Annotated in this window: 9 protein-coding genes and 1 pseudogene; 4 read left to right on the forward strand and 6 right to left on the reverse strand. The window is 50.2% G+C overall.

What is annotated here, in order from left to right:
• The first annotated feature begins 108 nt into the window (after positions 1-108).
• From LAT77_RS08305 to LAT77_RS08315, 3 genes are all read left to right on the forward strand, one after another.
• Positions 109-444, forward strand: coding sequence for a hypothetical protein (locus LAT77_RS08305; RefSeq protein ID WP_290564093.1), 336 nt, complete (start codon positions 109-111; stop codon positions 442-444).
• Between the two features lie 65 nt (positions 445-509).
• Positions 510-1,049, forward strand: a complete 540-nt coding sequence (locus tag LAT77_RS08310; protein WP_290564094.1) for a hypothetical protein — start codon at positions 510-512, stop codon at positions 1,047-1,049.
• A 102-nt stretch (positions 1,050-1,151) separates the two neighbouring features.
• Positions 1,152-3,329, forward strand: a complete 2,178-nt coding sequence (locus LAT77_RS08315; RefSeq protein WP_290564095.1) for a S41 family peptidase — start codon at positions 1,152-1,154, stop codon at positions 3,327-3,329.
• A 237-nt stretch (positions 3,330-3,566) separates the two neighbouring features.
• Here LAT77_RS08315 and gcvP read toward each other — a convergent pair whose 3' ends face one another.
• From gcvP to gcvT, 3 genes are all read right to left on the reverse strand, one after another.
• Positions 3,567-6,449, reverse strand: a complete 2,883-nt coding sequence (gene gcvP, locus LAT77_RS08320; protein WP_290564096.1) for an aminomethyl-transferring glycine dehydrogenase — start codon at positions 6,447-6,449, stop codon at positions 3,567-3,569.
• A gap of 111 nt (positions 6,450-6,560) precedes the next feature.
• Positions 6,561-6,950, reverse strand: a complete 390-nt coding sequence (gene gcvH, locus LAT77_RS08325; protein ID WP_290564097.1) for a glycine cleavage system protein GcvH — start codon at positions 6,948-6,950, stop codon at positions 6,561-6,563.
• A 65-nt stretch (positions 6,951-7,015) separates the two neighbouring features.
• A complete protein-coding gene (gcvT, locus tag LAT77_RS08330; RefSeq protein WP_290564098.1) occupies positions 7,016-8,101 on the reverse strand; it encodes a glycine cleavage system aminomethyltransferase GcvT in 1,086 nt (361 codons plus the stop codon).
• A 166-nt stretch (positions 8,102-8,267) separates the two neighbouring features.
• Here gcvT and LAT77_RS08335 point away from each other — a divergent pair, with 166 nt between their 5' ends.
• Entirely contained in the window at positions 8,268-9,119 is an 852-nt protein-coding gene (locus LAT77_RS08335) for a LysR family transcriptional regulator (protein ID WP_290564099.1), read from the forward strand.
• On the opposite strand, the pseudogene LAT77_RS08340 reads toward LAT77_RS08335, so the two are convergent.
• From LAT77_RS08340 to pepP, 3 genes and pseudogenes are all read right to left on the reverse strand, one after another.
• Positions 9,116-10,312, reverse strand: a pseudogene (locus tag LAT77_RS08340) (FAD-dependent oxidoreductase); the annotation flags it as partial. The gene LAT77_RS08335 and the pseudogene LAT77_RS08340 sit on opposite strands and share 4 nt — an antisense overlap.
• 16 nt (positions 10,313-10,328) lie before the next feature.
• Positions 10,329-11,510 (reverse strand): FAD-dependent monooxygenase, encoded by a 1,182-nt coding sequence (locus LAT77_RS08345; RefSeq protein WP_290564100.1) that lies wholly within the window; start codon positions 11,508-11,510, stop codon positions 10,329-10,331.
• Complete coding sequence (gene pepP / locus LAT77_RS08350) at positions 11,507-12,853, reverse strand: Xaa-Pro aminopeptidase (protein WP_290564101.1); 1,347 nt, start codon at positions 12,851-12,853, stop codon at positions 11,507-11,509. Before pepP ends, LAT77_RS08345 begins: the two co-directional genes overlap by 4 nt.
• Between the last annotated feature and the right edge of the window lie 31 nt (positions 12,854-12,884).

Here is a 12,884-nt window from a genome sequence, read left to right on the forward strand (position 1 = left end):
GCGTCGGGCGTTATACAAAGAACGTTCCTCTTGACGCACGTGCCCAACAGCGTACGATGATGGTGTTTCTCGCGCAAAACTAAGAATAAAAAAATAAAAGGAACTTATATGAAAATCTATCCTTACTCTGGCATCAAAACCGTTAATCTTGGACCTTTGTTAATTGCAGCCCGCTTAATCGGATTTATCAGCTTCATCCTCTTTGCAATCGCGATCACTTTACTGATTGTGCCACCGTTTCTTGAATCTGGTGTGATTACACAAGACCTTGGCTCCGGTACCTCGCTTACGTTCACCAAACCCAATTATACTGGCTTGGCAATCGTTGGTTCTCTCTGGAGTGTGGTGAGTGCGCTAGCAACACTTGCTTTCAGTGGCCTATGCGCTGCGGTAGTTTCGTTAGAGTATACCTACACTCAATCAAAGCAAGCAGACACTGAGTAAGTATCCAATAAAGCGCGCCGATAACTCTACTTAGGTTCGGCGGCTTTCACTTCATGGAGCTTTATATGCTTATCAAACTAATCACACCCCTAGTCTTCATCGCCCTCTTACTCTCGCCTGCAACTGCAAGTGCAGAGGACAATATCGAGCTACAACGCTTATTTGAATCCGACCAAAATGCTCGGCGAAACGCCGATATCGATTGGGATGAACTGAGTGTGTTGGATAAAGAAAATCGCACCAAAGTCTCGGCAATGCTTGCACAAGGAGAAATCAAAACTGGGCTCGACTACTTTCATGCTGCCGTTATTTTTCAGCATGGCGACAGCGTGGACGATATTCGTTTAGCGCACTCGTTTGCCACCATTGCCGCGCATTTAGGCTTTGACCGCGCAACATGGATGCAAGCCGCGTCTTGGGACCGCTTACTTATGTATTTTGATCAGCCGCAGTGGTATGGCACGCAATTCAAAATCGACGATGACGGTCAATGGCATCTGTACGATATTCAAGAAGGTGCGGTAACTGACGAACAACGCGCTGAATGGCGGGTTCCGTCACTCGCAGAGTCAAAGGCTCGTGCGGAACAGCAGAATCAGAATTAACCGTTCAACGGTCGTAACTACAGATTGCTGCTCTGCTTCAACTTTAAACAGATTTTTAGTTCGCAGTCGTTGGGATCGAATAACAAGCTAGGGAATTGCAAAATGCGATTATTTTTAATCATTGTCTTACTTGCCTCGTCTTACTCGGCGAATTCTGCGGACTCATTCACAGAGTTCAAAATAGGTGATGATGGTCAGATTAGGGATTGGCTGTTATCCGATGATCGCGCTATTCGAGCCGACACTGAAGTCCGCTACGAAAATCAGGTTAGCGTTAAAATAGATAACGACCTTTTTAACGCAAGTACAAATTATGTTCTACGCTCCTTCCCCTTAAACTTCGAAGCAGAAACCATTGAAATCCGCGCCCGAATTCGGACTAAGGATACTGGCGCTTTTGCAGGCGCAAATATTTTTCTTCGACAAGATATCTCAGGTAATGCGGTCGAATTTACCAATAGCCAGCCGTTTGTGTCTGCAAAAGATAATAACTGGCATGCAGTGCGCGTCGCACAAGCCGTCAATTCGCATGCTGAGTCAATCGTCATTGGAGCTTTCCTCGCTGGTCCGGGAGCTGCTTGGTTTAGTGATGTAGAGTTTTGGGTTGACGGCAAATTAATTACAGAACTGCCAGCGTCAAACAACACTTCCGTTGCGGCGACCGAGCGCTCTTTAAGTGACTTGCAAGAAATCGAGATTAATTGGCAAAAGTTGGATGTGACGACCGCCAATGACCTAGCAAGGTGGATGAAAGTTTGGGGATTTTTTAAGTATTTTCATCCCGAGGTAGCTCTGGGCACCTTGGATTGGGACTTTATCTTTGTAGAATCCGTCCAATCATTAGTCATGGGTGATGACGTAAACGACATCATCAATACTGTGTTGGCGCAAATTGGTATTCCTGAGGAATCAACAGAAAAGGTTGCTACCCAGTCCAGTCATATCCTTGTCGAGCCCATTCTTGACTGGTATTTAAACGATGAGGTTTACGACAGCCAAGTTGTAGCCGCTATCGAGAGCATTCGGTCAAACCGGCATAGCTTTGGCGAGAGTGCTTACGCCTTTAGCGACCAATTGGCTCTTCCTGTATTTGCTCGGGAAAAGCAACTTTCCTCCAATAATCTCACCTGGGAAATACGATTACTCGTGCTTGCACGCCTGTGGAACGTGCTTGAATACTGGTTCCCTTATCGTGAAGAAATTCAATCAGACTGGTACGGTACACTCAGTCAACTAACGGTCAAAACCCTCGAAACACAGAGTGAATTTGAGTTTAAAAAGATACTCGAAGAGCTACTGACTCATTTAAATGACGGTCATGCGGGTCTATCTGAAGCGATCTTCAAAGAAGGATCTTGCTATCTGCCGTTCACCCTTCGTCGGTTAGAGGCAGACATTATCATCAGTCGGATTCATAAAGATTTACCCGACTCCAAAGTATTGCTTGGAGACCGTATTATTGCCATTAATGGGCAATATATTGACGCATTAATCGAAGCTCAAGTTCCGTATTTCTCGGCCAGCAATGATTCCCATCGCGACTATTCAATTGCAAATGGACTGATGGCGCGCTCTTGCGAACAACCAACCGTGCTGACCTTGGGCAGAGACCAAGAATATCATCAAGTCGCAATTTCTGAGTATGAAGTACCAGAGCCTGCACATAGCTTACCTGGAAAAGCCGTGCAGACACTGGATGATGATGTTACTTATTTAAAAGTGGCCGGTATTGATTTCGATATGGTCGACCAGGCCATTAAGCTAAGTCGTGAAACCGGCAAGTTAATTATTGATGTTCGGGGTTATCCAAGTGAATTCATACTTTATTACCTTGGTAATCAACTTACGCAAGAGCCGTTAATGTTTGCACGTTTAGCTCGAATTGATCCTGCGTTTCCTGGGCGGCTCACCATGCTTGAGCATACCCCCACATTGACACCTCAAGAATCTGTCAATCTTGATGGTATTGTCATCTTAGTTGATGAGGCATCCATCAGTCAGTCCGAGTTCAGTGTAATGGCATGGCGAGAGCTACCGAATACAACGATTATCGGAAGTACAACCGCGGGAGCTATCGGCAATGTTCGAATCGTGCCACTCATGGATGGACTATCCGCCTATTTCACTGGGCTTCGAGTTTACGACAAGAACGGTGATGACGTTCAGTACGTTGGGATCGTTCCAGATATCTATATAAGACCCACACCAGAGAACCTTCGTGCTGGTCGTGATGTTGTTGTCGAAAAAGCGATTGAATTCCTAAATTCAATGAATGACTAAAAAGCTCTGTCAGTGCTTTTCCTCGAAGTAGATCTGTGTTGACCGAAGGCAGTGGTCATTATGTGCAGTTTGATAAGCCCGAATCGGTTGTAAATGAGCTTTTAACGCTGATACAAAAACTGGGCACTCATTGACGAGCAGGGCTTATCAATCAGAAACCTGTCATTACTCGAAAAAGCCACCCATAAAAAATGCGCGGCAGTGCCGCGCATTTTTCTTATCACAACAGCAAATCAATTACTCTTGATACGCCGACAGCGGTGGGCAGCTGCACACTAAGTTGCGGTCGCCGTAGACGTCGTCAATGCGGTTCACAGTTGGCCAGAACTTGTGGTCACGTAGCCACACTTTCGGGAAGACCGCTTCTTCAATCGAGTATGGGCGATCCCAAGCGCTGGTGATGTCCGCTAAGGTGTGCGGTGCGTTCACCAGTGGGTTGTTGTCTGCTGGCCACTCGCCTGCTGCAACTTTGTCGATTTCAGCTTTAATTGCCGCCATGGCGTCACAGAAGCGATCCATCTCTGCTTTTGACTCGGACTCAGTTGGCTCAATCATCAGCGTGCCCGCAACTGGGAAGCTCATGGTTGGTGAGTGGAAACCGAAGTCTTGCAAACGCTTCGCCACGTCAATTTCGGCAATGCCCGTTGCTTCTTTCAGTGGGCGTAAGTCGATAATACATTCGTGCGCGACACGGTCATTACGGCCGGTGAACAGAATTGGGAAGTGTTCACCTAAACGCTTGGCCATGTAATTAGCATTCAAAATTGCCACTTCAGTCGCTTCACGCAGGCCTTTGCTGCCCATCATGGCGATGTACATCCATGAAATTGGCAGAATGCTCGCACTGCCGTATGGTGCTGCTGAGACTGCGCCGTTGCCGTGCGCAAGGCCTTCGCCGTCAACCATGACGTGACCTGGTAAGAATGGTGCTAAATGGCTCTTCACGCCAATTGGACCCATACCTGGGCCACCACCACCGTGCGGGATACAGAAGGTTTTGTGCAGGTTCAAGTGCGACACGTCAGAACCGATATAACCTGGTGAAGTGACACCGACTTGCGCGTTCATGTTGGCGCCGTCCATGTACACTTGACCGCCGTGCTCATGAATAATGTCGCAGATATCACGAATCTGCTCTTCATACACACCGTGCGTCGACGGATAAGTGACCATGACACAACTCAGCTGATCAGATACCGCTGCTGCTTTCTCGCGCAGGTCGTTAATGTCGACGTTACCTTTCTTATCACAGGCAACAACAACGACTTTCATGCTCGCCATTTGCGCCGACGCCGGGTTGGTGCCGTGCGCAGACTCAGGAATCAAACAGACATTGCGGTGGCCTTCGCCACGGCTCTGATGGTAACGCTGAATAGCTAACAAGCCAGCGTATTCGCCCTGTGCACCTGAGTTTGGCTGCATCGACATGGCGTCATAGCCGGTAATGTCAATTAACCAAGTCGACAAGGTGCTGAGCATTTCTGCGTAGCCTTGGGCTTGATTCAATGGGCAGAACGGGTGCAAGTTCGCAAACTCTGGCCACGTAATTGGAATCATTTCCGCGGTCGCGTTTAGCTTCATGGTACATGAACCGAGTGAAATCATACTGTGGTTCAAGGCCAAGTCTTTGCCTTCGAGCTGACGGATGTAACGCAGCATTTCAGTTTCTGAGTGATACTGGTTAAACACTTCGTGGGTCAGGAACTCGCTGGTACGCTGCAATTCAACCGGGATCGACTGGCTGCTCTGTGCTTCGCTGTCCAGAGAGTCGACGTCTAAACCGTGGCCTTCGCCAAGGATCACGTCAAACAAACGCGCCACGTCAGCACGGGTTTTCGCTTCGTCGAAACTAATACCGAGCAAACCGTCACGGTCGATGCGGAAGTTCAGTTCAGCCGCTTCAGCACGCGCTAAAATGTCGGCGCGCACTTCACCTTCGGCTTTAATCGTAATAGTGTCGAACCAAGTTTGGTTCACTGGCGCGAAGCCCTTTTTGCTTAAGCCTGTCGCTAAAATGTCGGTTAAGCGATGAATACGACCGGCGATGTCTTTCAAGCCTTGTGGGCCATGGTACACCGCATAGAACGATGCGATGTTGGCTAACAATACTTGGGCAGTACAGATGTTCGACGTCGCTTTCTCGCGGCGAATATGCTGCTCACGGGTTTGCATGGCCATGCGCAATGCAGTCTTCTCACGGCTGTCGATCGACACACCGATAATCCGACCTGGAATCGCACGCTTGAACTTATCACGCGTGGCAAAGAAAGCTGCGTGTGGTCCGCCGTAGCCCATAGGTACACCAAAGCGCTGGGCCGAACCGAAGACCATGTCCGCACCCATTTCGCCCGGTGACTTACACGCCACTAAGCTCATTAGGTCGGTAGCCACTGCAACCAAACCTTTGTTGGCTTGAACTTCAGCAATGACTTGAGTTAGGTCGAGAACTTCACCGTTTTCTGCTGGGCTTTGCAACAAGGCACCGAATACATCGTGCTTGCCAGCGTCTTGCCACGGACCTTGAATAATCTCGAAACCAAACATGTCCGCACGCGCTTTGACGACGTCAACGGTCTGTGGGAAGACGTTGTCGGCAATGAAGAAGGCGTTCGACTTGGACTTGCTGACACGCTGTGCCATCGCCATCGCTTCGGCCGCGGCAGTTGCTTCGTCAAGTAATGACGCACTAGCAATTTCTAAACCCGTCAGGTCAATCGTCATTTGCTGGAAGTTCAAAATTGCTTGCAAGCGACCTTGGGCAATTTCTGGTTGATATGGCGTATACGCGGTGTACCAACCTGGGTTTTCCAACACGTTGCGTAAAATCACGTTCGGGATCAAGGTGTCGTAGTAACCCATACCGATGAAGCTAGAGAAAACTTTATTCTTTTTCGCAATCGTGCGCAGGCGAGCTAATGCATCACGCTCAGTCATTGAGTCGCCAATTTCTAAGAATGGTTCGCGTAAAATTGAGCCGGGAACCGTCTGTTTCGTCATCTCTTCTAATGACTCAGCGCCGACTGCTGCAAGCATGGCTGCTTGTTCTGCTGCATCGGGGCCAATATGACGGGCGACAAACTCGTCATGACGCTCTAACTGTTTTAGCGTTTTACTGCTCATGTGCCTGTATCCTGCGTAAACTCATGAATAAAAAGAATAAAGTCTCATTTTATGTCGCTTTAATTAACGACAAAGGCCCCAGCGTGACTGGGGCCTTTTCTGCATTGCAGCTTAGTCTTCTTCAATCGACGCGGCGTAGCCTTCAGCGTCAAGTAAGCCTCCAACTTCGGTTTCGTCGTCCGCTTTAATTTTGAACAACCAGCCGTCACCGTATGGGTCGCTGTTGACCAACTCAGGTGAATCTTCGAGCTCTTCGTTCACTGCGACGATTTCACCAGCGATTGGTGCGTAAATGTCCGATGCAGCTTTCACTGACTCTGCAACAGCGACGTCGTCACCCGCAGACACGTTGTCGCCAACTTCAGGTAGGTCAACGAACACCATGTCACCCAAAAGTTCTTGGGCGTGCTCGGTGATACCGACCGTATAAATTCCATCGCCCTCATCGCGGATCCACTCGTGCGACGCTGCATATTTTAATTCAGTTGGTACATTGCTCATAAGGTAATCCTTAATTCAGTCCTAATGGACACTGCCTTGTTGTTAATAGAAAAATGAGTTTGAGGTTACAGGGTGACGACTGCTTTGCCATTGCGAACAAAAGAAGGCTTCACAACCTTTACTGTAACCATTTTTTTGCGCATTTCCACTTCTGCGGTTTCACCTGCTGGCTGCGGTACTCGAGCCAAGGCAATACTGTACCCTAAAGTTGGTGAGAATGTACCGGAAGTAATCACGCCTTCGCCGCCTTCAACGACAACTTTCAAGCCTGCGCGCAATACGCCTTTCTCTTGCATGACGAGGCCAACCAATTTATGGGTGCCTGCTGCTTTCTCTGCTTCTAACGCGCTGCGACCAATGAAATCACGGTCCGCTGGCTCGAAGGCGACTGACCATGCCATATTCGATGACAATGGTGACACGCTTTCGTCCATATCTTGACCATAGAGGTTCATACCTGCTTCTAAGCGCAAGGTGTCACGTGCACCAAGACCACAAGGTTTCACGCCAAGTTCAATAAGCTGGTTCCAAATGCGACCGACAACGTCAGCTGGTATAATAATTTCGTAACCCGCTTCACCTGTGTAACCCGTCGTCGCAATAAATAAGTCGTCCATTTGCAAGCCTACAAACGGCTTCATGGCTGCAACTTCGGCTTGCTGTTCAGAGGTTAGGAGTTTAGCCACAGTCGCCGGCGCTTGTGGACCTTGCACAGCTAACATGGCAAATTCGGTGCGCTCGGTAATGGCCACATCAAACTCGCCGCTTTGCGCTTCCATCCACGCTAAGTCTTTATCGCGGGTCGCTGAGTTCACCACTAAACGGTAAGATTCTTCGTTAAAGAAGTAGACAATGAGGTCGTCGATGACACCGCCAGTTTCGTTCAACATCGCGGTGTACAAGGCTTTACCTGGCATTTGCAGCTTAGCGACGTCATTGGCGAGTAACCGGCGCAAATAGGCTTTGGCTTCTGGTCCAGTAACATCGACAATGGTCATGTGCGAGACGTCAAACATGCCTACGTTCTGGCGCACCGCATGGTGCTCTTCAATCTGTGAGCCATAGTTTAACGGCATGTCCCAGCCGTGAAAGTCGACCATTTTCGCGCCAGCGTCAAGGTGGTGTTGATAAAGCGGTGTACGTTGTGCCATTTGAATCTCACTTTTGTCGATTTTTTGGACAGCTGAATGGCAGCCATTATAGGCCGCAGAATGCAAAGCAACAAATTAAAAAGGGCAATAGCTGCATTTAGAAAATTAATGAGGATAATGCTAGTATTGAAATTATTAATAAAATAACCACACAGGCCAAGTTGTTATGAAACATATTCCTTTGGAAAATTTGCGGGCTTTGGTCACCGTCACCGATTTGCAAAGTTACACGCTTGCGGGCGAGCATCTCGGTCGCTCGCAGCCAGCCATAAGTTTGCAGATTAAACGACTCGAAGAGCAGCTCGACAGCGTCCTTGTTGAGCGTCATGGGAATAAGTTCAAGCTCACGGCTGCCGGTCAGGATTTGTATCAGGCGGCACGACAGATTCTTGGCCTGCATGATCAATTACTCTCACGCTTTACCACCGACTCGGTGTCTGGTCAGGTGCGTTTGGGCATTCCCAGCGAGTTTGCGACGGCTTTGTTGCCGCGGATCCTCGGTCAGTTTTCCAGTAGTTATCCGCAAATTAGTTTAGAAGTGACGTCAGGCTTGAGTCGTGACCTCCGTTTAGGCGCCAGCCGCGGTCAATTCGATATTATTTTAACGGTTGCTGAGCAAGCCCCCGCGGATGCAGTAAAGGTCAAAGAAGATGCGCTGATTTGGGTCGCCGGCCGCAGCGACTATCAGTGGCCGCAACAGTTGCCCTTGGTGGTGGCCGCTGAAGGCTGTATTTATCGACGTCGCGCACTACAAGCGTTAAAGCAAAGTGCCACGGCGCACCGAATTGCTTACACCAATAGCGATTTAACCGGAATTAGCGCAGCTTTGAAAAGTGACTTGGGCATTACGGTTTTAGCCAAGAGTTCGCTGCCAGCTGACTTAGTTGAATTAAAAAATACCGAGCTCCCAGCGTTGGGAACGGTCGGCATTTATATTGAGCGCCATACCCAGCGACCGAACCCGGCCGCTGAGCATTTATTGGCGTATCTGCAGGACTATCTCAATCCGACCAGTTAGATTTGATTCGCTTGCTGAAGGAAGAAGTCTTTCAGCGGGTTTGCTTTGTCCACGGCTTTCAAGCCCACTGCCCGCGCTAACCGCAATACGGGGTTACGCGGTCGGAACAACTGGTGAAAACCTTCCATCGTGGCAATATGGCGCAGTGCTGCGGTTTTTCGCGCCCGCTCGTAGTGGCGCAATTGCCGCTGTAACTGCGCGTCATTCCATTGCCCATTCAAGCTACCCAATTGGTTCAGCTGTTGGGCTAATAAGTAGGCGTCGCCAAAGCCTAAATTCACGCCTTGGCCGGCGAGCGGATGGATCGTATGCGCGGCATCGCCAACGAGGACTTGCCGCTGATACACCCAACGCTGGGCATAACGCATGGTCAGTGGAAAGCTCACACGCTGGCTGACACAGGTCAATAGCCCTAAACGATTGTCACTGGCGACCGTAAGCGCCTGATTAAATTGCGTTTCGTCGAGCTGGCACAGTCGCTGCGCGTCTGTCACCGGTAAACTCCAGACAATCGACACTTCATGTGGATCGGCCATGGGTAATAGCGCCAGCGGGCCACCCGCATGGAAGGCTTGGCGAGCGATACCCTGATGCGGCAGACTGGTTTTAATCGTCGCCACTAAGCCCTGTTGTTCGTAATCACGATGCACAACGGGTGTTGCTACATGTTGACGTAGCTTCGAATTGCCACCGTCAGCGGCCACCAGCAATTGCGCCAGAATAATGTCGCCACTGTCGAGTTGCACGGTAACGTCTTGTTCTTGAAACTCCGGCATCTCGACGCTGACACCATGAATTAAGTTCACACCGAGCGCGTCTGCGGTTTGCCACAGCGCGGTTTCAACCACGGCATTTTCGACAATGCTACCGAGGTGGGGCAAATCAGAATCTGCTGCATTAAATTGAATTCGGCCGAAACTATCCTGATCCCAAACGTCCATACCTTGATAGTCACACCGACGATCATCCGGCAGACGCTGCCACGCACCCAGTTCCCGCAGCCATTGCTGCGCTTTTAAATTAATCGCACTGACACGCAACGTCGGTTCGGCAGGAAAATCGTGCGTGCGCGCTTGCTGCTCGACCACAGTCACTTGTCGACCGGCTTTTGCCAAAGCGCAGGCCAATGCAAGGCCAACCATGCCGCCGCCAACAATTAACACTTGAGTACGTTTTAACGCCATCCTGTCCTTCTTTTCTCTGGTTCGCTTAAATCAAGCTACGAAAGCCCATGGCTTTGCGCATCAATGGCCGACTTAAATAATCAAATGCGCGCATGGCATACAAACCCTTGCTGCGAATATGTCGCCACAGGGTTTCGGTCGACGAAAACACAGTCACCAACCCATGGGTTAAGGTGATGATTTCTTGATAGTCGCGCTCGCGAATTAGCTGGTATCGATTCAGCTGTTCAACACTGGCAAATTGCTCTTCGTCTAAGCTCGCGGCTAAATCAAGAATGTCGCGTACAGCAAGATTATACCCTTGTCCGGCGACCGGGTGTAAAGTGTGCGCAGCATTACCTAAAATCGCAAAGCGATGGCCGACGAAACGCTCCGCCAATGCTAACTGCAAGGGGAAAATCGCTTGTAGCTGCACGGACTGCAGCTGTCCTGGCGCGGGACCAAACACGGCTTGCGCACAACGCAAATGCTCAGCCGCAGACTGCACCCGCAATGCCTCGGCTTGTTCTGCACTCATGCACCACACCAGCGCGGCTTCGTCATCTTTTTGCGGTAATAATGCCGCTGGGCCATTGGCGGTAAAGCGTTCATAAGCCCAACCCCGATGTGGCCGCTTAAACTTTACCTGCGCCGCCACCGCGACTTGTGCGTAGGGATACTCTTGCATTCCGACGCCTAATAATCGTCGCGTCAACGAGTTCCCACCTTCGCTGACAACGAGTAAATCAGCGTCCAAGACGCTTTCGTCGTTTAAGGTCAGGCGATAACCGCAATCGGTTGCTGCGAGTGTGGCGATCGACGTGCCGAAACGGTGATCAACCGAGCTAGCGGCGCAGGCGGCACTGAGCTGCTCTTGCAGCAACCCGGCCATGGCCACATAACCAAGCGCTTCCACTTGCGCCTTCTCCGCGTGCATGGTCATACTGCCCGGCGTATTCGCGTCAGACACATGAATATGTTGAATAGCTGGGCTTTTCGCCAAATCATCGCGCCAAACACCATAATCCGCTAGTACCTGCTGCGTTCTTAATGCCAAGGCCAAACCGCGCGGATCTTGCCGCGGTGTGCTCGCTTGTTGATCCAGCACAATTACGTGAAATTGCGGAAATTTACGTTGCAGTACCAGCGCCGTTAAACAGCCGGTTAAACCGCCGCCGGCGATGACAATGGTTTTCTTTGCAGTTGCTGTTGTTGCTTCAGGCTTCATGAAACCGCTCGCCGTTGCGTGACGGCTGATTCTCCAGCCATCAGTGCTTCAATCGCTTCAATCTGTTTCGGCACTGCCGCAGTTAAGTTCTCAAAGCCGTCAGCGGTCATCAGAATATCATCTTCAATCCGCACCCCAATACCTCTGTAGGCTTCAGGTACTTGCACATCGTCCGGTGCGAAGTAAAGTCCCGGTTCGACCGTAAACACCATCCCCGCTCGCAGTGGGGTCGCCTCGCCTTCGAGTTCGTAGCGACCGACATCATGCACATCTAGACCCAGCCAATGCCCGAGCCCATGAATGAAATAGCGCCGACAGGCTTTGTCAGCCAATAAGCACTGCAAATCACCTTGCAAAATGCCTAGCTTGAGTAGACCTTGAGTCAGTTCGCGCAAACAAATGTCGGTTAAGTGCGGCAGCGTCGTGCCCGGTTTAATTGCAGCGATCACGGCTTCTTGCGCATCTAAAACGACTTGATAGACGTCTCTCTGAGCTGCGGTGAAGCGTCCATTGACTGGAAACGTGCGGGTAATATCGCCAGCGTAACCGGCATATTCAGCGCCAGCATCAATCAAGAGCAGATCACCGTCATTCAACACGTCGGTATTGGCGGTATAGTGTAAAATACAAGCATTCTCGCCACCACCGCAGATAATTCCATACGCGGGGCCGGCAGCACCCTGTCGCTTGAATTCATGTTCGATATCAGCAGCCACTTGATATTCAAAGCGTCCAACCGTCGTGCTTTGCATTCCTCGGATCATCGCTTGTGCACTTATCTGTGCAGCCTTACGCATCTGGTCTTGCTCATAGGCTGACTTGACCAAACGCATTTGATGCAACATCGGCTTCACATCGCACCACGCCTCAGGTGCTGTCTTTGCGCGTTTCGGCGTGGCAGCCAGTCGGCGGCAATAGCCGCGCAATTGCTGTTCAAATTCAGGGTGTTGGTCGAATGCGACATACAGCGATTTAGGTCCATTCAAGAACGCTAAAAGCCGAGACTCTAATTCATCGCGGGTGTACACCACATCAACGGCGCTCACTTGCTTCGCCACATCAGCGCCCAAGCGGCGACCATGCCAAACTTCTTGCAAGGGGTCTTTCGGCAAAACAAAAAGAATTTCTTGCTGCTCGGCGTCGGGAATCAATACCAACACGCCCTCGGGCTCGGTAATACCAGTTAAATAGTAAAAATCGCTGTCCTGACGAAACGGGTAATGGGTGTCGCGACTGCGCACAACTTCTGCACCAGCGGGAAAAATTGCAATCGCATCGGCGGGCAACTGTTCTAGTAGCTGCCGGCGACGCTTTTTCACTTCATTTTGCATGGCTAATGTCATCTTCCACTCACTTCTTCAACGCGTTGCGCAC

Source organism: Aliidiomarina sp. (assembly GCF_022565475.1).
Lineage (GTDB): Bacteria > Pseudomonadota > Gammaproteobacteria > Enterobacterales > Alteromonadaceae > Aliidiomarina.

Excerpts from the sequence above, each read along its gene's own strand:
- gcvT (WP_290564098.1), bottom strand. The coding sequence starts at position 8,101 with ATGGCACAACGTACACCGCTTTATCAACACCACCTTGACGCTGGCGCG.
- LAT77_RS08305 (WP_290564093.1), top strand. The coding sequence starts at position 109 with ATGAAAATCTATCCTTACTCTGGCATCAAAACCGTTAATCTTGGACCT.
- LAT77_RS08310 (WP_290564094.1), top strand. The coding sequence starts at position 510 with ATGCTTATCAAACTAATCACACCCCTAGTCTTCATCGCCCTCTTACTC.
- LAT77_RS08335 (WP_290564099.1), top strand. The coding sequence starts at position 8,268 with ATGAAACATATTCCTTTGGAAAATTTGCGGGCTTTGGTCACCGTCACC.
- pepP (WP_290564101.1), bottom strand. The coding sequence starts at position 12,853 with ATGACATTAGCCATGCAAAATGAAGTGAAAAAGCGTCGCCGGCAGCTA.
- gcvH (WP_290564097.1), bottom strand. The coding sequence starts at position 6,950 with ATGAGCAATGTACCAACTGAATTAAAATATGCAGCGTCGCACGAGTGG.
- LAT77_RS08315 (WP_290564095.1), top strand. The coding sequence starts at position 1,152 with ATGCGATTATTTTTAATCATTGTCTTACTTGCCTCGTCTTACTCGGCG.
- gcvP (WP_290564096.1), bottom strand. The coding sequence starts at position 6,449 with ATGAGCAGTAAAACGCTAAAACAGTTAGAGCGTCATGACGAGTTTGTC.
- LAT77_RS08345 (WP_290564100.1), bottom strand. The coding sequence starts at position 11,510 with ATGAAGCCTGAAGCAACAACAGCAACTGCAAAGAAAACCATTGTCATC.